At 38.6% G+C, this 19,880-nt stretch carries 22 protein-coding genes, 1 pseudogene and 1 CRISPR repeat array; of the genes and pseudogenes, 1 reads left to right on the top strand and 22 read right to left on the bottom strand.

Features of this window, described 5'->3' with window-relative positions:
- Positions 1–22 precede the first annotated feature (22 nt).
- A CRISPR array of direct repeats spans positions 23–322; the repeat unit is 36 nt; unit sequence GTTTCGGAATCATTCAAATCAACACAGCTCTAAAAC.
- A gap of 111 nt (positions 323–433) precedes the next feature.
- The 15 genes and pseudogenes from csn2 to JCM19043_RS01620 form a co-directional block, all read right to left on the bottom strand.
- Entirely contained in the window at positions 434–1,093 is a 660-nt protein-coding gene (gene csn2 / locus JCM19043_RS01680) for a type II-A CRISPR-associated protein Csn2 (RefSeq protein WP_062319420.1), read from the bottom strand.
- Positions 1,083–1,424: a CRISPR-associated endonuclease Cas2 gene (gene cas2, locus JCM19043_RS01675; RefSeq protein ID WP_062319418.1), complete on the bottom strand. Its 342-nt coding sequence runs from the start codon at positions 1,422–1,424 to the stop codon at positions 1,083–1,085. Before cas2 ends, csn2 begins: the two co-directional genes overlap by 11 nt.
- The gene (cas1, locus tag JCM19043_RS01670) at positions 1,421–2,293 is read right to left on the bottom strand and encodes a type II CRISPR-associated endonuclease Cas1 (RefSeq protein WP_089854325.1); all 873 of its coding nucleotides are present in this window, start codon (positions 2,291–2,293) and stop codon (positions 1,421–1,423) included. The genes cas2 and cas1 overlap by 4 nt, the downstream gene beginning before the upstream one ends.
- A gap of 2 nt (positions 2,294–2,295) precedes the next feature.
- Positions 2,296–6,305, bottom strand: a pseudogene (cas9, locus tag JCM19043_RS01665) (type II CRISPR RNA-guided endonuclease Cas9).
- Between the two features lie 860 nt (positions 6,306–7,165).
- The gene (locus JCM19043_RS01660; RefSeq protein WP_062319413.1) at positions 7,166–7,579 is read right to left on the bottom strand and encodes a YbaN family protein; all 414 of its coding nucleotides are present in this window, start codon (positions 7,577–7,579) and stop codon (positions 7,166–7,168) included.
- A 192-nt stretch (positions 7,580–7,771) separates the two neighbouring features.
- On the bottom strand, positions 7,772–7,906 hold the full coding sequence (locus JCM19043_RS17965) for a hypothetical protein (protein WP_255349915.1): 135 nt from the start codon (positions 7,904–7,906) through the stop codon (positions 7,772–7,774).
- Positions 7,903–8,778: an NAD(P)/FAD-dependent oxidoreductase gene (locus JCM19043_RS15895; RefSeq protein ID WP_082394367.1), complete on the bottom strand. Its 876-nt coding sequence runs from the start codon at positions 8,776–8,778 to the stop codon at positions 7,903–7,905. Before JCM19043_RS15895 ends, JCM19043_RS17965 begins: the two co-directional genes overlap by 4 nt.
- Positions 8,778–9,206, bottom strand: a complete 429-nt coding sequence (locus JCM19043_RS15890) for an NAD(P)/FAD-dependent oxidoreductase (protein WP_082394366.1) — start codon at positions 9,204–9,206, stop codon at positions 8,778–8,780. The genes JCM19043_RS15895 and JCM19043_RS15890 overlap by 1 nt, the downstream gene beginning before the upstream one ends.
- Positions 9,203–10,111, bottom strand: a complete 909-nt coding sequence (locus tag JCM19043_RS01650; protein WP_231631346.1) for a glycosyltransferase family 2 protein — start codon at positions 10,109–10,111, stop codon at positions 9,203–9,205. The genes JCM19043_RS15890 and JCM19043_RS01650 overlap by 4 nt, the downstream gene beginning before the upstream one ends.
- 20 nt (positions 10,112–10,131) lie before the next feature.
- The gene (locus tag JCM19043_RS01645) at positions 10,132–10,317 is read right to left on the bottom strand and encodes a hypothetical protein (protein ID WP_062319409.1); all 186 of its coding nucleotides are present in this window, start codon (positions 10,315–10,317) and stop codon (positions 10,132–10,134) included.
- Entirely contained in the window at positions 10,314–11,042 is a 729-nt protein-coding gene (locus JCM19043_RS01640) for a lysophospholipid acyltransferase family protein (RefSeq protein WP_062319407.1), read from the bottom strand. The genes JCM19043_RS01645 and JCM19043_RS01640 overlap by 4 nt, the downstream gene beginning before the upstream one ends.
- Entirely contained in the window at positions 11,029–11,754 is a 726-nt protein-coding gene (locus JCM19043_RS01635; protein WP_062319404.1) for a carotenoid biosynthesis protein, read from the bottom strand. Before JCM19043_RS01635 ends, JCM19043_RS01640 begins: the two co-directional genes overlap by 14 nt.
- A gap of 212 nt (positions 11,755–11,966) precedes the next feature.
- Positions 11,967–12,911, bottom strand: coding sequence for a hypothetical protein (locus JCM19043_RS01630; RefSeq protein ID WP_062319403.1), 945 nt, complete (start codon positions 12,909–12,911; stop codon positions 11,967–11,969).
- A 267-nt stretch (positions 12,912–13,178) separates the two neighbouring features.
- Complete coding sequence (locus tag JCM19043_RS01625; RefSeq protein WP_062319401.1) at positions 13,179–14,405, bottom strand: U32 family peptidase; 1,227 nt, start codon at positions 14,403–14,405, stop codon at positions 13,179–13,181.
- A 15-nt stretch (positions 14,406–14,420) separates the two neighbouring features.
- The gene (locus tag JCM19043_RS01620) at positions 14,421–15,344 is read right to left on the bottom strand and encodes a peptidase U32 family protein (RefSeq protein ID WP_062319399.1); all 924 of its coding nucleotides are present in this window, start codon (positions 15,342–15,344) and stop codon (positions 14,421–14,423) included.
- 221 nt (positions 15,345–15,565) lie between these two features.
- On the opposite strand from JCM19043_RS01620, the gene JCM19043_RS01615 reads away from it, so the two are divergent.
- Positions 15,566–15,847 carry an acylphosphatase gene (locus JCM19043_RS01615; RefSeq protein WP_062319397.1) on the top strand — a complete coding sequence of 94 codons (282 nt, stop codon included), beginning with the start codon at positions 15,566–15,568 and terminating at the stop codon, positions 15,845–15,847.
- 96 nt (positions 15,848–15,943) lie between these two features.
- On the opposite strand, the gene JCM19043_RS01610 is transcribed toward JCM19043_RS01615, so the two are convergent.
- The 7 genes from JCM19043_RS01610 to JCM19043_RS01580 all read right to left on the bottom strand — a co-directional run bounded on the left by JCM19043_RS01610 (position 15,944) and on the right by JCM19043_RS01580 (position 19,859).
- Entirely contained in the window at positions 15,944–16,189 is a 246-nt protein-coding gene (locus JCM19043_RS01610) for a 4Fe-4S dicluster domain-containing protein (protein ID WP_062319395.1), read from the bottom strand.
- Between the two features lie 34 nt (positions 16,190–16,223).
- Positions 16,224–16,763, bottom strand: coding sequence for a histidine phosphatase family protein (locus JCM19043_RS01605; RefSeq protein ID WP_062319393.1), 540 nt, complete (start codon positions 16,761–16,763; stop codon positions 16,224–16,226).
- Positions 16,764–16,846: 83 nt separating this feature from the next.
- Positions 16,847–17,056, bottom strand: coding sequence for a DUF6501 family protein (locus tag JCM19043_RS01600; RefSeq protein WP_062319391.1), 210 nt, complete (start codon positions 17,054–17,056; stop codon positions 16,847–16,849).
- Between the two features lie 85 nt (positions 17,057–17,141).
- On the bottom strand, positions 17,142–17,645 hold the full coding sequence (locus JCM19043_RS01595) for a GNAT family N-acetyltransferase (protein WP_062319389.1): 504 nt from the start codon (positions 17,643–17,645) through the stop codon (positions 17,142–17,144).
- A gap of 133 nt (positions 17,646–17,778) precedes the next feature.
- On the bottom strand, positions 17,779–18,732 hold the full coding sequence (msrA, locus tag JCM19043_RS01590; RefSeq protein WP_089854311.1) for a peptide-methionine (S)-S-oxide reductase MsrA: 954 nt from the start codon (positions 18,730–18,732) through the stop codon (positions 17,779–17,781).
- 172 nt (positions 18,733–18,904) lie between these two features.
- Positions 18,905–19,399, bottom strand: coding sequence for a VrrA/YqfQ family protein (vrrA, locus tag JCM19043_RS01585; RefSeq protein ID WP_062319386.1), 495 nt, complete (start codon positions 19,397–19,399; stop codon positions 18,905–18,907).
- Positions 19,400–19,610: 211 nt separating this feature from the next.
- Positions 19,611–19,859, bottom strand: coding sequence for a DUF2584 family protein (locus JCM19043_RS01580; protein ID WP_062319384.1), 249 nt, complete (start codon positions 19,857–19,859; stop codon positions 19,611–19,613).
- Positions 19,860–19,880: the final 21 nt, after the last annotated feature.

Here is a 19,880-nt window from a genome sequence, read left to right as displayed (position 1 = left end):
CCGCTAGTAATCGTTACAGTAGGTTTCGGAATCATTCAAATCAACACAGCTCTAAAACGCTTAAAACCATGCAAATGAGTAGACAACGGTTTCGGAATCATTCAAATCAACACAGCTCTAAAACATGTCTTTATAAACAGGATAATCACGCTTTGTTTCGGAATCATTCAAATCAACACAGCTCTAAAACTGAAAGTTTGTTTTTTGTGGATTATAACCAGTTTCGGAATCATTCAAATCAACACAGCTCTAAAACAAAGAGTTAGAGGGTGGAAGCGGTCTATATGTTTCGGAATCATTCAAATCAACACAGCTCTAAAACCTCGCAGACAAAAATTCGAGGTTTCGTAATCGCGCCGTTCGCACATGGCAAAGCTTCAGAATTGAATGATTTATGGTTAAACATTTAATTTTCAAGGACCATTTTTTACAATTATAACACATTTTCATAACTAAGATAATAATCTTCATCTAAAATATACTGCCAAAAACCTTTCACCGTTCTTGGTTCGATAAACAAAGCGGTAACATTGTTCAGCGATAAATAATTTCGTGTTTCTTTTACTTGTTCTTCTGTTAAATATGAACACGTATTAACAAAGATCAATAGCTTTTTTCTTGATTGATATTTAAATAGCTGGATGATATCTGCGATCTTGTCATTTACAGATACCGCTTGATTATTGATTTTTATATTTAAGGCTTTAAATAATGCTGGAAAAGTAATCTCTGTTATTTGAATATCTAAGTCATGATCTAGTAATTGATCACTGATGATGTCATTTATGGACATCATCAGCTTCTCTAATTCGGTTTTGACTATTGGGTCATCATTTAATTGTGATTCAAGATCTGTATATATGTGCTTTAAAATTGTCGCTGAATTTAATTCGAATCCTAAAATATCAGTAATAACAAGCAGTTCAGATGATTTTAGCGATTGATAGCTTTGATCATATAATTTTAATGGACTCACTTCATAATTAAAAATTGCTTGGACAAAATCTGAAAATAACGTCGCATTGTCTAGTACTAAAATTGGTGAATTTTCTAATGTGATGGACTCATCAAACACCGGATAATTAAGTTTCATCATAATCATCTCCTAAAAAGACAATGCGTCGGTCCGTATTCGCAATTGAACTATCTCTTTCCCCACTTAAGTAAATCATTTTGGCAAATTGTTTCTCTGTTACGGTTAATAACGTAATTAAACCGGCGTTCGGTGTATGCTTTTTTAAGCGAGCGACCATTCCCGCTTTAGCCGTGCCATTTAATAAGATCTTGCTGTAAACAGAGAATTGATGCATAATAAATCCTTCGTCTATTAAAAATTTCCTGAATTTACGGTAAAGCTTTCGATCATTGGCGGTTTCCGTTGGCATATCAAACATAAGAATCATCCGCATATAGCGATAACTCATACCTTGAACACAGGAATATCCGTTAGTTCCGCTTCACCGTTTAGTACTTTAATGACCTTTTTCGTATAGTCTTGGACGATATTAGTCAAGTACATCTGTTGGAAATTATAGACGTAGTTATTCGTAAACAGCTTAAAGAGCTGCCGCTTGATCTGCATGAATTCTTTTTCTCTATGTTCAAAGACAATTTGATCCACTAATGGCCGAAATGGTTCCATGATGTCACTGGCTAAATTAAAATCATTAAACTGATTCATATGCTTCATACCGATCTGCGTTAAACAACCCGCTTTCACGATTTCTCGCGCAAACACACTAAGTAGTAACGTATAACCGTAATCTAATGCGGCATTAACTGTTGTTTGTAATTCACGAGAGAAGGAGTTATCAAATAGCGATTGAAAGTAAATCCGCGCCGCATGTCCCTCACGATTTGTTGGATCAAACAACTCCAATCCATCATATAATCTTAAAATCGATTGGGACTTGTCATAATGTTCAATCTCTCTTAAATATAGATGTTGATTGAGAATTTTTTGCGCGATGATCTCTGTCCAGACTGTTTGTCTTGTTTCTTCTTCCCATATGACTTGTTTTGCAAGTTGCAGACTACTATCGTGTCTACCAAAGTAAGGCATCAATTTTGCGGATGGTAACCGTTTGTCATCACAGAATATCACAAGGATATTCTCATCTACTAAGCGTTTTAACAACATCGTCGTTAACGTTATATCTGTTGTCTCAAGAATTAAGATATCAATTTCTGATAAGTGAATCACTTCTTGCTTTTCAGAGGTTTTAAACAGTAACGCGTTATTTTTATAGGCTAGTTTTGAATGCTGATTGACTACAACTGTTCGCCATCCCATAATCAGACCTCTTTCCTTGTTTCGTATAGACCTGTGACTGATTGATAAATGATTTTAGAAGTTAGTACTTCCTTTGTACTTCTGTAACGTGTTTCTCCAATCTTCACTCCGAAAAAATTAAAATCTGCAGAAGGTTTCATCTTATTTAAATCCATCAATGTTATAAACGAAGCTACTATTTCTTTGATTTCTGCTTGATTGAATGATTCTTTATAAGCGTTCCTTATTTTTTCTACCTTGGACAAACTAAGTACATATTTCTGACCGAATTCAAGAACACAATTCAGTAATTCTGAAAATTGATGTTTATGATCGTATATATAGTTCTCATAATCAACATTTTTAAATTGTGAATTTACGTATTTATTACAGTAATAAATTAAATTGACAAGATGTTTTGGTAGAATAAATTGATTTCCCTTTTGTAGTTCGCTTGCACCAGTAAGTATTCTGCGCTTACCATCTTCAAATTCAAATAATGTATTAAGTGGTACTTTATATTTAAAGATAGGATTGACATATCCTCGATCTTTCAAATATTTCTCTCTATCCTTCTCAAAGACAGTGCGATCCATTATATTTATACCTAGAATTTCATTCACAACTTTTGCTTTTTTCCCTTTTTCATGAGTGAAAATAATCGAGTAGGCAATATTCGGAGAGCCATAGCCCCATATTTAGTTACATCTAAATGATCCTTGATTGGTATCAATTTATTATTTGCACCTTTAGCTTTTATATTTATATCAAAAAATTGACCACTATTTGTTTCTGTTTTCTTCACAACGTTCATCTGATGATAACTTAGCACCCGATTAATCTTCGCTAAGTCCCTCGCCTTATCCCAGGCAATCTCACCATTCTCATCAGGTAGTTTATCTTCTTTACTAAACCGTTCAATCAAGTTCGTGTAAAATTCCTTTTTCGCCGTCGCTTTGTTTTCTTTAAATGCACTTGTCTTACGGTATTCACCATACACAAAGTCAGGAATAAGTTGTGGATATAAGCTCATCAGTAACCGGGCTACTACCGCATTTAAATACGCATCATGTGCATGATGATAATCATTGATTTCCCGGACTTTATATAAACCAAAAGCTTGTCTAAATTGACTTGTTAAGGCTGACTTTAATGTCACGATCTTAACAGCTGGTTCATCTAACTCAGGATTGTTATAACGTTGATGTAAGATGCTTGCGACATGCTTTGTTATTTGCCGCGTTTCAACGAGTTGCCTTCTAATAAAACCAGCTTTATCATCAGCAGTAAGTTTTATCTTCGTTAAGTTATCAAATTTACGCTTAGAAATCAGTTTTGAGCGATAAAGAGAGGTCCAGTATGGTTTCATTTTTTGGACTACATCTTTATTCGGGACATCATCTGATTTACCACGGTTTGATTTTGATGACACTAATACGCGATTATCAATCGAGTTATCCGTTGTAAAACTTCTCGGGATAATATGGTCAATATCATAACTTGATAATTTGTTGATATCGAGTTCTTGGTTGGTATACATATCTCTGCCGTTTTGAAGGTAGTAAAGATATAAGCGATCATTTTTAAGCATGTCTTGGTCAACGGGATGTTTTTTCAGTAAATCACTTTTTTAACTCTTTTAATGCACCTTCAACGTTATTTAATCGTTCTTTTGCATTTTGTTGCCCTTGAGATGTTGTTTGGTTCTCACGTGCCATTTCAATCACAATTGACTCTGGCTCATACCCCATAATCCCCACAATCTCGTCAACGATTTTTAAGCTCTGTAAGATGCCTTTCTTGATTGCTGGACTTCCAGGGATTTGGTCGACGGCGTCTTTTAAATCATTTGATTCAAGATTGAGACGTGCTTCTTCAATCGTCTTTTTAAACGAAAGATTGTCATCATTGATCAGTTGCATAAAGTTACGATTAATGTTTTTCTTCGGACCATCGTCTTCGATTAAATAATCAAGGATCGTCTTTTGCGTCCGTTCATCTTTAATACTGTTAATCAGTTTTGCCGATAGTCGTCCCCACCCGGTATAATGGCGACGCTCTAACTTCTTAAGTGTCGCTTGATCAAACAGATCACTAAACCCTTCTAACTGTTTACGAATCATCTCTCTATCTTCAAAGACCGTTAAGATTTTAACTAAGTCTTCAAGTCGGTCGGCATATGCCTCGTTATCTAAGGTGTCACGAGAAATACCCAGTTTTAACAAGTCGTGATAGGTTTTTAATGACGCATTAAATTTCTTCTCAATCCCTTGTACTTTCGGGTTTTCAAGTTGATAGTCATTTCTTAAATAATCTTCAAATACTTTCAGTGAGACCGTGCGATGTAGTTTAAACAAGTTTTGATAAATGTCACGTTTTTCTTTGCTTGAGAAGTTACATACTTGTCCTTGTTCATCTGAGTATTTTACTTTCGTCAATTCATTAAACACATTAAACTTCTGCAGCAACATACTATGCTTCGGTAACACTTTTTCGTCAGGTAAATATGTGTCACTATTCGTCATCTTTTCAATAAACTTCTCAGCTGAACCCACAAGATTAACTTCATTTTTTATATTCCATGGTCGAACCGCTTCACCGCCTTCTCGCTCTATCCAGGCAAACTCACTTTGTCCTTTGGCGAGTGGACCAACATAATACGGAATACGGAACGTTAATAGCGATTCAATCTTTTCTTTGTTGTCTAATAAGAACGGATAATACTGTCCTTGATTTTCGATGATTGTTTTTAGTTCGTGTAAATGGATTTGATGAGGAATGACCCCGTTATCATATGTGCGCTGTTTTCTTAGGAAACGCTCTTCATCAATTTTTTTAATAAAGGCTTCGGCCCCGTCAACCTTACTCAATTCCTTTTTCATAAACTTATAAAAGCTTTCTTCAGTTGTTTTTCCTTCAATATAGCCGGCGTAACCATCCTTTGCTTTATTTCTAAAGATATCAAAGTAGCGATCTGGTCGCTCGGCTTTCACTAGCGTTTTCAGTGCTTGTAAATCTTGTTTATGCTCGTTGTAACGCGCGATCATTGAACTTGATAGTGGTGCTTTTGTATGTGGTTCAGCGCCGTCTAAAATACCCGACAGTTCAATCGCATCATGAACGTCTTTGGCAGCAAGGAATAACTCCCGGTAATCTTCACCGATTTCTGCAAGCAAGCTTTCAACATCTTCTTCATAATCTTCTTTTCCCATGTCTAACTTACGGTCTTCATCAAGTGAAAATGGCTTTTTAAAATTCCCTTGATTGCCAACCATTAATTTCAGGAATTGATGGAACGTCCCGTTCGACTTTTCTGTCTCAACTTTATGTAAGACACTTTCTGCTTTTCTTGATTTCGATACTTTGGCTGTTAATTCCGCTTCAACCGATAAATCTTCTGGGATCCGATTAATGTAAGTGTCATCAGGTTGCAGATGAAAGGCTTGGTTGTATTGATGTAGAAACGATTTAAACGTCTCTCTGACCGCATCATTTGATGCATGTTCTGTGCTTAATTCACCTTCAATAAGGAAATGCCCACGGAACTTAATGATATGCGCAAGCGCTAAGTATACTAAACGCAGGTCTACTTGTTGATCGGTATCTGCTAAATATTTTCGTAAGTGATAGATGGTTGGGAATTGGTTATGATAGGCGACATCTTCTTCCATCGTACCAAAAACCGGATGTCGATCATGATCCTTATCCATCGGCACAATAAAACTCTCTGTTAGACGGTGAAAGAAGTTCTCATCAACTTTTTTCATTTCGTCCATAAAGAAAGATTGTAAGTAATGCACGCGGTTTTTACGTCGGCGTAACCGACGTCTCGTTGTTCTGTTTACACGGCGCTCTTCCGCGGTGACACCTTCATCGAATAGTCGGACACCCCAAAAGTTTTTCTTCATCGATCCTTTATCATGATCGCCATTAATTTTCATCCGTCTTCTGATCAAGTCATGATCGTCACTTGTGACGCCCAACCGACACTGTTTGTCCCAATATCAAGACCAATACTATATGCCTTCTTCATCCAAAACCACTCCTTTATTGTGAATTATAGTTAATTTTTTAAAAAAGCCTTTTCAAAATTCTTTTTGTTTGTTACAATGATTGTGTTGGAGTTATTCAATTCAACATGGCGAGTTAAAATAAGGCTTTGACCGAAATCAACTTAAAGTTGCGCTGTCTCGGCGCTTTTTTTGTACACTTTTTTAATTAAAGCAACCCACATTCATGCAAACATTTGTCATATCGTGATGAATTTCGACTATGTAATCCCTTCCATCGTAACATATTTTCAAGTATTTTCAAATCTTTTTCTAATTATAGTAAGTTCAACCACCACAAAAGCCCCCTTTTTTTACTGTTAGGTGGATTGTATTTATCAAGAAGGACTAATTTCACATTTAAACATAAGAATCAGTTGTTTTTAGGAGGCTTACATGACTAAAATCAGCAAAAAGTCGGCTGCACTATTCGCTTGGATTATGCCATTACTCATACTTGGTATAATTTTATATTTTCCAATGCACAGGCATATGATGAAAATGACATAAAATCTATCAGCGGTAGATTGTCCAAGTTACCTGTTTTTAGCGTGGAAGTAACCTTTGAAGATGAACCTTATTTCATCTACAGATCCAAATTAATAATGACGAAGTAACACAAACAACCATTTCCCTTACCGATAACGCAAAAGACGATGAAGCACTTGTTCAAAAACATCATGCACATGACCTTGACTTAAACCATCTGGAATAACACTTAAGATATACGACCTGATTTACTATATTTTTATTATCACGATCAGTATATACGATAACGCACAAAAGCCTCTCCTACACAACAAGGCAGGAAAGGCTTTTTGTTTTAATTATAATCAGCGTTCTGTTATTCATTCACACACATCGTCTCTTCAACACCCTCTTCTTCTACTCTCGTCTTCAGTCTTATTATATACACGGTAACTATTGAGGCGATTAAGACAAGCATCACCTTAACCAGTAACAGCGGAATGAAATAAAGCGTCACAATGATTGACGGCCAAAGAAGCACAAGTGCTAGTATTTTTGTCTTTAACGGAATGCTTCGGTATTTGATATAGTCCTGAATGTACTTACCGAAGACTTTATGATGAAGGAGCCAGTGATACAGTCGCTCTGAACTTCTTAAATAGAAATAAGCTGTAAGCAGTAAAAATGGCGTCGTCGGTAAGACCGGGAGAAAGATCCCAATCGTCCCTAAAGCCAGTGAAAAAGATCCGATGATGATATAACTAACCTTTAATAGTTTATGGCGTGTCATGAAAAAACCCCTTCAGTATTTAACCTTGTCTCATCATATAACGAAAACATGAAAAAAGTAAACCATGAATGACTTCATTGGTTCACCTTTTTCATGTTTAGATAGGTTAAAAACAAGATGGGCTATACAACTAATCCCACCAGATACATAAAATAGTTCGTTACTACATCTTTTTAATAATATCCGCTGCCACTAACTGCCTGATAGGGTGACCATCGGTGTGCCTCCACCTGGATGAGTGGAGCCACCGGTAAAGTAAAGATTACGATAGATAGGATCACGGTTCTCAACTTTGAAAAATGCTTGTGAAACACTATTTGAACTCATACCGTAAATGGCGCCTTATAGGCCGCTGTCCGCTCCATCAAGTCCTTCGGTGTATAGAAAAACTCTTCTTCTATCCGCTCTTCTAACTGCACGAGACCAAAATGTTCAAGTTGCTGGATGATGCGCCGCTTCATCCCATGTATGGTTGCCTCATTCCAGACCAACTTGTCTGAAAGATGGGGCGCATTGATTAAGATGAAAAGATTGCCTCCACCAGGTGTCGCGCGCTCCGGTTCTGACACACTTGACTGACAAATATAAATCGTCGGTGTTTCAGGTACATCTAAATCGTCAAAGATGGCTTCAAATTCTTGTGTATAGTCTACTGGAAAAAAGACATTATGATGTTTTAAGACATCGTATGTCTGATTGATCCCAACAAGCCAAACAAACCCTGACAATGACACGTCTTTTTTACGTAAGGCGTAGCTCAGTGGATGGTGTGACATAAACGTCTGATAGGCCGTTAACGCATCGGCGTTCACAATGACAACATCACTATCATAGAAGATATCTCCTACCTCAACGCCAATGACACGGTCATGTTTCTTTCGAATCTTCGTCACGTTTTGATTGTATTTAATGACAACGCCAAGTTCTTCTGCTAGACGGACAAACGCATCGACAATGGCGTATGTGCCTCCTCTTACACCCCAAATACCTTGTGAGCCTTCTAAATGCGCCATCATGGCGAATATCATCGGTGATTGGTATGGACTTGAGCCGACATACGTCGCATAGCGTAAAAACATCTTCTTCGTATAAGGATGCTCAAAGTAGTCATCTAGTAATGATGCTAATGTTTTAAACGGCTTGATTTTAATAAAATCTTTGATCAATGACGGTGATAATTGCGTCGTAAGTGGATACATCAGTTGACTAAAAAACTGCCGATGACTGATGTCATAGAGCGCTTTGCCTCTTCTAAAAATGCCTCATAGTTATCGGCATCGTGTCTACTAAATTCAGCGATTTGTTTTTTCACTGCCGCTTCATCACGAGAAAAATCTAAGTGAACATCCGGTGAGAAAAAGTTTCTCGTTCCGCTGTCAATCGGATAAAAATCAAGATAATCTTCAGGCTTTCGTCCAACAGATTGAAAAACCATGTCAAACACGTGTTTTAACGTCATCGTACTTGGACCTAAATCAAACTGATAAGGCCCTAAGGTAATAGGACGTAGTTTCCCTCCCGCTTCCTCGTTTTTTTCTAGAATCGTCACGTTGTAACCTGCATGTGCTAACCTTATGGCAGCTGATAAGCCGCCTAACCCTGCGCCAATGACTAAACAATCTTTCATTGATATCGCCTTCCTTTCCAGATGTAACCTCGGTGCGTGAGACTTTTATACATTGAATCGACACCGATGCCGATCATAAATAGAATACTAAGGGGTATAAAGAAACTCAGCCATTTAGGCACTGCGTTTCTCCAGTCAATGACTAGCTTCGTTAAAACCATCAAACCGTAACTGAATAAAACATATCTAACATCTACCCATGGAAGGAAACAAAACGGTAAAAGAAATAGCACCGTATAATAGCTCATCAACCCTAACATATAGCCTACTTTCTTATTGAACAAGCTAAACATATTCTTTTGAAACCCCAGCCAGACGGATTGAAAAGAATGATACATACGCATCTGAACGAATGGGTCTACTTTTAGTAGGCGAACCGGTTGATTCAGTGCTTTTTGTTTTTTCATCAGTGACATATCATCTAATAACGACGTTCTAATCGCTTCATGGCCCCCAGCTTTTTGATAACTATTTTTTTCAATCGCGATAAAGCCACCATGTGCTGCCGCGAATCTCGGCTTATGCGATTGGGTCACGTATTTAAGTGGCAAGTGCATGAGCACGGTAAACAACATCATCGGCACCATCAACTTTTCAGCTAAAGTGACCACATGTTGTTTCGGAAAACCTGAAATCATGCCTGTTTTCTGTGCCTTTAACACCGGTAAAATGCTTTCAATCGCCAACGGCATGAGTCGCACATCCGCATCTAATAGTAAGAACCAATCGCCTTGCGCTCGTTCTGCTAATTGATGACAGGCAAAACTCTTTCCTAGCCAGCCTTCTGGTAGTTCTCTACCTTCATAGACCTTAAGGGTAGGATAGACGGATTGTAAGTCCGTTAAGATTTCCCCGGTCTTATCAACAGAGTGATCATTTAATACGAGTACGTCAAGTGGAAGGATTGATTGATTATAGACGGATTCTATACACGCTTTAATATTATCTTCCTCATCCGTGCTGGGATAAGGACACTGATCGTCGGTAAGTCATCTAAAGGTACGTTCGCACTCACGATTTTTTCAGGTGGTAAAAAATAACGCAGATTAACCACAACAAACCATAATTGAATGACTTGAATGATGATAATGAGACAAATAGCCGTTGTCATCGCTTTGTCCTCTTAAAGGCATCCAGCCAATCACTCGTTGAGCGCGAAGACTTCAGGATTGACTGCCATGTGGGAGCTTTATAAAAGTGAGGATCATCAATCATCATCTGTTTTTGAATCCCGTATTGCTTCGTCATCAATGCCTCAGCTTGTTTTAGATATTCTCGCTTCGATTTGTCTTTTTTAGCGGTGATTAAACCCTTACCAATCATAACCGATACCACTGGTTTTTGTTCTTCTAAAAAGACATATTGTAATGTGACGGGTACGACATGGACGTGTTCTTTTAATGTCATGATGCGACCGAGTCCTGGTTCAAAAACAAATGGCACCGCTTCTTGGTGTTCGACCTTTCCTTGAGGAAACACCCAAATAGGTTGTTGCTGCGTCATGAGTTGATCCATATACTGAAACGTCTCGACTAATGACCGAGGCTTTGATTTATTCACACTAAACGCCCCACATTTACGGAAAAACGGGTAACGTTTCAGCCCGGTTTCATCCATCATCACATAATGATTTTGTTTTGTTAATGTTTCAACTAAATAAAATAAAATCAAACCATCCCACCAAGAACTGTGATTAATCAAATACAACACTGGCTTTTCCACTGGTGTTAACTGACCATGTACAACAATTTTCCCGAACTGCTTCTTCAATAAATAAAACTTAAGATAGCGATAGAACACCGACTTAAACAGGGAAGCATGTTTAGCGGTAATCATAACGGTATTTCCCTTCAGCTAATAGGATGAAAAGAACACTTAAGCCAAAGACGACAATCTCGTCATGCTTCAACGACAACAAACCAAACATCAACAACATCAGCTCAAAAATCAATGTATTCGTTCGGGCTAATGGTCTTGGACGCTCGAACAGTGGGAATAGTAGACTAAGTCCTGCCCCAATCACAAACCAACTAACAAAATTCGTAATGGGAATATTGAAGTAATGAACGGTCCCTGGGTTATACCACGTCCAAAATGATTCGAAGATCGCGACCGGATCTAAAATCAAATCAATTATCACAACCCATATACCCGTCTCAATCGCCCGGCGCCATTTACTTGTTTGACTTGCCATCAATAAACTATTTAATAAGACCCCCACCCAAGCTAGGGCAATCGTAAACGGCACACCTAACACGAGCGGACCGAGAACAGACGTATAATCATATTCCCCGAACGGAAAACCCGTCTCGACACTAAGTACTTCAATAAAAAATGTTACGACACCTACAATAGCACTCCCAACAAGTAATGCCTTCCCTTTTTGTTCAAATACCCAAATCAACTCGATGAGACTAACTGAGTAAAAGATGAGAAATAATGACTTAGAAAAAGCAAGCGCGTCAGGTACGGTGAAAAAGACTTGCAGAATAACACCAATCGTATACCATACTAAAAAAACAGGTAAGAGTATCGGTTTTCTTTTCATATGCTTTCACTCCCTATTATGTATAAAAACGTCTAAGTTACATGCTTATATACCCTTTTATCAAGCCTGTTAATCCCTCACTTTTGTCCGTTAAAATCGAGCGGTATTGATTAGGTACAAATCCTCCTTAAAAAATAAATGGCAGGAGAATCCTATCTTTTTCTCCTGCCGCTTATATGTGACTATCCGCTCTGTTATAGCGCATATAGACATTACCAATGAAGTGTAAACGTCTCAAACACGCCATCATTCATTTTCACAGTAATGAATACTTCTATTTGTTCTAAGTTCGTTTCCTTTAACGCCTCAACATCTAAAGAGGCATCATAATAATAACGTGTTCGCTCTTCTTCATAGACAGGCTCTTCATAATGATAAGATGCTGTATTATCATAGGCGTAGCCTTCCGCATCCATGGATGCGCCGGTATAATACTCTTCCATTGCTGGTGAAAGTTCTCTCGTCAACTGCTCCGTAATATCTTGATTAACCACTTGGCCCTCATGACTCCAAACTTCTAGCGTAACACTTTGAAGTCCAAAATCAGCTAACTGAAAATCTTTGATATTAAGTTCAAATCCAGCAGTAAGTTTACCATTATCTAAACCGATGTGATGCTGTAAAAAATCAAAGCGATTATACGACAGTTCATCATGTATAGGCAAATCACTTTCAACCGTCGACATCAGCCTTTTTGACCCATCTGTGCTTTCTTCAGTGACATTGAACGTATAATTGTTCGTGACCGGAAGTGATAACGTGACTTTATAGGTCGTATCACTTACATACGTTAATACGTGAGGCTTATTATCTTGCGACTGTGCGTCAATTAATTTTAGCGCATAAGTCGCATCAGGATTCGTTTCTTTTAACGTCACAAAGATATCGGCGGTGACCTCTTGACTGTCAAGTTCAGCCGATAAGTATTGAACGTCTACTGAATGAATATCACTATTTACTTCTTCTAAGTCACGATTGATTGTCTCTGAGATATTATATTCCATGTCTCTAACGAGTTGGTGTAAAAATTGGACCTCGTTATTTAACTGTTGATGTGTCTGATTGACACTATTGATGATGCTAAAGCCAAAGGTCATGACCACAACGAGACCAACCATCAATAACAACACAATAAGCTTATCTCTATTATCCTTCATTCTTTCACCTCAGTCTGATGATTTTTCAAACGAAACTCACCTTCTATAATGTTTAACATTATATACTAACGTATCAATTACATGACGATTATCAACACTTTTTTCAAATTATTAGAAAACATTCCAAACTAAGCGATTTAAACGTCTAATTATTGAGATACAAAAAAGTATTTAGTTTGTTCTCATAATACCTTCAATGATTTTTCTTTCCTCACAATGAAAAAGCACACGACAACAGTGATGTCATCGTATGCCTAAAAAGTTATATTATTTTTGTTTGCGCATCATATTTAAATATTCCACTGGTTGGTCGACTTTGACTTTTGTGATCATCATCGCATGCTTCGCCCGGTCAACGGGTTCGCCTTTATCGTCATATAGCTCTGTGATCGTCTGTTTAAAGTGTGAGAAGTTCGGACCAAAGAATTCGACTTCATCGCCAACGCCAAAGTTATTCCGTTGTTGGATCGTTGCGATTTGAGTCTCTTTATCATAATCTAACACAAGTCCCGCAAAATCATATTTCGGTAAGCGTTCTGGTTTACCGTATAATTGATCTTTATGCGTCGGTTCATGATAGTAAAAGGCGGTCGTTAAGTTACGCTGGGCGGCCTTCCAAATCTCCTCAACCCAAGCAGGATCTAGTTGATAGTTTTCAGGATCTTCAAAATACGTGTCAATGATTTTACGGTAGACGTTCACAACCGTCGCGACGTAGTGAATTGACTTCATTCGACCTTCAATCTTTAATGAATCAACGCCTGCTTCAATTAAGTCAGGTAAATGTTCCACCATACTTAAATCTTGTGAACTCATCGTATACATTTCATCCGCTTCATCTGATACTTCTGTTGCATCCTTTGTACCGTCTTCAAATAAATCATATTTCCACCGGCACGACTGGGCACATCCCCCGCGGTTAGCATCACGTGAGGTCATATGGTTAGACAACACACAACGACCTGAGTATGAGATACACATCGCCCCGTGAATAAACGCTTCTATCTCAATGTCAACTTTTTCTTTCATCTCACGAATCTCGTCAACCGATACTTCACGGGCTAAGACGACGCGTGGAATACCCTCATTTTTCCAAAACTCAGCCGTTTTCCAGTTGGCGATCGAGGCTTGGGTTGAAATATGCACTTCTAAGTCCGGTGCCGCTTCACGACAGGCTTGAATAAGCGCTGGGTCAGCCACGATGACCGCATGAATCCCGACATCATAAAGGGTCTTAAAGTACTCATGTGCGCCTTCTAAGTTCTCATTATGGGCAATAATATTTGTTGCCACGTAGACTTTCGAGCCGTATTTCTCCGCAAATTGAACGCCTTCACGCATTTCCTCAAATGTAAAGTTTCCCGCGTTAGAACGCAGGCCAAATTGTTTTCCCCCGATATAAACGGCATCGGCACCGTAATGAATCGCAAATTTTAACTTTTCTAAATTACCCGCTGGCGCAAGTAATTCTGGTTTTCTTCGTGTATGCTCCATCGTCCTTACCCCTTTTTAATAGATCTGTTCTTTGAAATAGAAACCCGTATCAAGCTGTCGGTCTTTAGGCTGAATCTGATAAATCGCTTGTTTAAATCGCGCTTTTTTCATTTGATAAGCGTCTTTGTCTTTTAGACATGTATCAATCGCTTCACGATAAATCGCGACAATGTGTTCATTGTATTCGGTAGGTTTTAGAATACCTTCGATTTTGAGCCCGTCAATCTGACCAGCTAGAATCTCATCTAAATGATCAATCATCATTAAATCCGATGTACTCATAATATGGGTGCCGTTGGCATCTTCAAAAATCGGATAATGTGTTTCTGATTTACGATCTTCTTTAATAAAGCGCGCAACCATTGGATCATAGTCGCGCTCAATATGGTCATAATAGTTCTTGACAAGTTTCCGCTTGGATTGAAAAATACAGCTCATGCCATGAACTTGAATATCAATCAAACACTTCACATGCGCTTTAATTTCAATTGAAGCATCGAGGCGTAACTCATTCGATAGAGCAGCACGCGTAGCCCCGCGTTTATGCCAAAAGTTTAGTGTTTGATAATTCGTTGAAAGTGTGGCTGGGTTCCAAATAAGTGGTAAGTCAAAGTCTAAGTCATGAATAATTTGAAAAATCGCTTGATCACCTGCGACAATACCGTTGACGCCAATTTCTTTTAGTTGCCCTAAGTAATCAGGTAAGTCACGTAAATGATCATTATGATAAATGGCGTTGACCATCACATAAACTTTTTTATTTAACGACGCGGCATAAGCCGTGGCCGCTTTGATATCTTCTAATGTAAAATCACCCGCAACGCGGTTACCAAATTGTTGGTGGCCAACAAATACGGCGTCAGCTCCAGCTTTTAGAACACGTTTGACTTCATCCATGTCTTTAGCGGTTGCTTGTAATTCTGGTTGATAAGTTGTCATGTTTGTCACCTCTAAAAATACAGTCTATGGCTAATTATAAAGGTTTCATCTGAAAATGATGTGATTTTTATCACAGTTAAACGTACTTTTTGTTATAAATACTATATTTAAGCGGTTACACATGCCTCCTTCGTTTAACGTTACCGGCTATCGGGTATTAAATCTATAGAGCACAAATGGATCAGCACTTGAAGATAAACAAGCTAGAAAGGAGATTGACGATGGGAAAACTACATGCGCACGTCATTGTCCACGGACGCGTCCAAGGCGTAGGCTTTCGTTATATGACGGAAATGAAAGCAAACGAGATTGGCGTCTTTGGTTATGTTAAGAACTTACCTGATGGAACGGTTGAGACTGAAATAGAAGGTGAGGCAAGCAAAGTCTATCAACTCATCGATGAAATTAAAAGCGGTATAAGTCCTTCAGCTAAAGTGACAGATGTGGACGTTGAGGTAACAGAAGAACTAACGGGCTATAGCCGTTTTCGAACAACCTATTAAAGCCGCAACTAAACGATTCATCACAGATAATAAGGGGGTTAAAAATTATTTTCAATATCAAAAGGTCGTAAGCTTTAAAGCTTACGACCTTTTATGTCATCCTTCATTTTCTTCAAAGAAACGACGGTTCAGGGCAATATAGTCATGTTCTGATTCTGGTACTTCATCTTCCATGAATATCGCATCAACAGGACAGACCGCTTCACATGCCCCGCAATCAATACAAATATCGGGGTCAATATAGTACATATCTTTTCCTTCTTCTATACAATCCACAGGACACACTTCTTGACATTCGCCTGCTTTCTCATCAATACACTCAGATGTAATTACAAAAGCCATTTGTTCTCCTCCTCTTCAATGTTGACGCCATTTATCACCAAACGTGTTTCAGTTCTTGATGATCACCATCAATATGGACAATAAACACGTCAGGATTCTTCAGTACTTGCCAATCTTTAAAGTTAAAATCAGGGTTAATTTCATGAAGGTAAAGGGCGAGTAAATGACCGTGCGTGACCACTAAAAGTGGGGCATCTTCTTCACTATACTCATCAATCACTTGTTTAAAACGACAGAGAGCATCTTTCGCTGATTCTCCGCCTGGGAGTTTATAATCTGGATCACTAAAAGACGCTTTCACGACCCCGACATAATCATCCACGGGTTGATCACTCAACACCTGTTCTTGAAGACGCGTATCTTTAATCACCTCAAGATTATTTTGTCTCGCATAAGGACGAACAGTCTCTACAGCACGCATGTATGGACTTGATACCAGTTTTTTTGGTCGAAGTCCTTCTTTTTCTAAGTATTCAGCTACGCGACGTGCTTGATTCACACCTAAATTTGTCAGCGGTGAATCTTTATGCTTACCTTCTGCGTGACAATGACGAATGAGTATCAGTTGTTTCATGCGATCATCTCCCCCTGAGGCTAGTATCATTAAAAATGTTCTTACCTAAACTATTACCTTAAATTGACCCTAGAAAACCACATTTATTCATTTTTTTCAGAAAAATATTCTTTTCTAAAACCACCGATACGATTGGAGTTATCCAAGATGAAATAAAATTCATCAGTTTCATTTTTCACTTCATAATCTTTCCCTGGCGTTAACATGGTATCAACGACAAACTTCTTTGCGTCCGCATGGACACAACGAATCGTTTTTATCGTGTCACGTTGTTCCCAATCTTTATGAATCACAGTCATTCTCTCCTTTAGCTCAATAAACTTCTGTTCTAGTTTATCATGTTTTGTCAAAAAAGATAAGGCTATTTCACTGCGATTTTCACTTTAACCCCTGTGTCGCTGTTGCTTCTATTTCTCTCCAAACGTAACATTCTGTTTGTAGCGAGTAATCAAACACCACATCAACAAACGCCCTTTCATATTTAAAGCCGTGCTTTTCATAAAAGCAAACAGCAGGATCATTGCCTCTTTCAACATCGACGGTCACTGTCTTAGGGTGCGTGCATCTCAAGTATTCCTTAAAAAGCTCTGAACCTATGCCTTTATGCGTGACGTCAGGTTTCAGGTACAAAGCATAAAGAAAAGCATCCGGCTTATCGTTTGAGGCATCTATAAATCCAATCAGTTGTTGATCCTTGATGGCGACGAGGACTGTGTGGTGCTTTATTCGCTTTATTAATCGATCGTGATGATAGAAAACGTCGATACATTGGTTGATGATGTCAAGCGGGATTAACGTTTCATACGTGTGATGCCAACTCTCCGTTGCAATCTTCTGAATGACTGGAATATCCACTTCATTTGCTTGTCTAATTTGTGTCATACTGATTACCTCCGTCTTTAAAATAAGTCCTTATAAAATGCTTTAGTCTTTACGTCTTCATCCTATGTAAGAAAACACCGCCGAATCAGCTTGATTCGGCGGTATGTCGGTCAATCCATTATCTCACGTCTCCTTACTCAAAAAGACTCAAGTATTCGCCGTAACCTTCTGTTTCTAAATCTTCTTTCTTGACAAAGCGTAACGCAGCTGAATTAATACAATAGCGGCTACCACCTTGGTCTTTAGGTCCATCATCAAATACGTGACCTAAGTGTGAGTCAGCTTGTTTTGAACGGATTTCAATCCGGCGCATACCATGGCTTGTGTCCATTTTCTCTTCTAGCCGTTCACGACTAAGTGGTCGGGTAAAGCTTGGCCACCCACAACCGGCATCATATTGGTCCGTTGTTGAAAAGAGCGGCTCACCACTGACGATATCGACATAAATGCCGTCTTCTTCGTTAGCGTAGTAAGCATTCTGAAACGGTGGTTCTGTCCCGTTTTCTTGTGTGACATGATACTGCATCTCGGTCAAACGTTGTTTAAGTTCCGATTGGTCCGGTTGTTTATGCCATGTTTTATTGATAAAATCCGCTCGACCCGAGCCTTTTTTATAAAGACGATAATGGAAGCGGTGCTTTTTATAGTAATCTTGGTGTTTGTCTTCCGCTGGATAGAATGTATCCGCTGGACGAACGTCTGTGACAACAGGTTGCTTAAAGACACCAGAAGCCTCTAATTGTTGTTTGGACTGTTCAGCCAGTCTTTTTTGTTCATCGTTGTGATAAAAAATGGCTGTTCGATACGATTCCCCGCGGTCATGAAATTGTCCCCCATCATCCGTTGGGTCAATTTGACGCCAGAACAACTCTAACAATTTCTCGTACGGAAACACATCCGGGTCATACGTGATTTGAACGGCTTCAACGTGACCGGTTGTGTCGGAGCATACTTCTTCATACGTTGGATTTTTTGTATGTCCACCCGTATAGCCAGAGACGATTTTTTCAATGCCCGGTTGTTCATCAAATGGTTCAACCATACACCAGAAACAACCACCCGCGAATGTTGCGATTTGTTTTGTCATCTTCATCCCACCTTTTAATTACAGTGTACGGCGAAAGATGCCTTCAATCAACTATTTCGCTCGTGTATGATGTTTACTTGAGGCGGGAGGTTTTTAACTTGATTATACTTGACGACTTTCTACGTTAATTCAACCACCGACGCTTGGCTAATTATCTTTTGTTACGGACGCCTTATATATACAGCGCCGGGCCATTTGAGTCGACGATTTCTTCAAATGCTTCTATCGTTAAACAGCTCGGACGTTTATAATCGGTAGAGATGAGTGGTTCAAGTTGCTCACTTTCATCACTATGGTTCGTGTCAGGGAGTGGCTCAGATAAAAAGTTCATCTGTTTAGGCCGATCTGTCTCTTTAGTTTTAGCGGGTAACTTGGACGCTTTTTCCGCCGGTTTATCATCAGACTTAAACACTTGAATTAATTCCGGTAAACTCTTAAGCAAAGGCCCATATTGTTTAATATAAGGGACAAACGATTGAGTCGTTTTCAACACATGTTGAAGCTGATCTAAATATTGGGGTAAATCTTTTAATTGTTTTGTTACTTGAGAGGTTGCGGTCATATTGGTTAAGGTTTTAGGCTTGGTTAACTTTTGCGTCGGTGGTTGATAAGGATAGTAGTACGGCGGGTAGGGCATATACGGTCCGTTTGGGTAATAAGCACACATAGTTTCACCTCATTATTTCCTTTTACCTTACTATATGCGCGCGCCAAGAGAAACGTCCCATTTGCTTCTGGTATAGATTGATGAACCCTTTCAAGGATAGAGCTAAATTCTGAGATAATAAGTGCGGGGAAATTAATGGACAAATAAAAAAGATTATTTCCTGGGCAAGCGCAAGAAATAATCTTTTTTGACATAAAGCGGTGATACACGCTTAATTTACACTATAAAGCGACACCAATTGATAAAGGATCTCGGTTTTATTTTCCGTAAAGGTTAGTGATTTAATTTCCCCAAACCCAATTTGGTCAGATGTTTGATGCCGTCTAATTTCAATTCTTTCATGAAGGGGATATAAACGATACCCTTCAAGTGTTAACGTAAAGTGATTGTCTTCTTCCTCAAGTCGACGCTCTTTTCCTTCCGTTACTAATGTCCATTCTAATGATAATGGCATACTCATATAAATCCCTCATTTCTGTTC

Origin of the sequence: Halolactibacillus sp. JCM 19043, assembly GCF_001310395.1 — a bacterium.
Lineage (GTDB): Bacteria > Bacillota > Bacilli > Bacillales > Amphibacillaceae > Halolactibacillus > Halolactibacillus miurensis.
The sequence above is the reverse complement of the archived record's forward strand: the minus strand, read 5'-3'. Positions and strand labels throughout refer to the sequence as shown.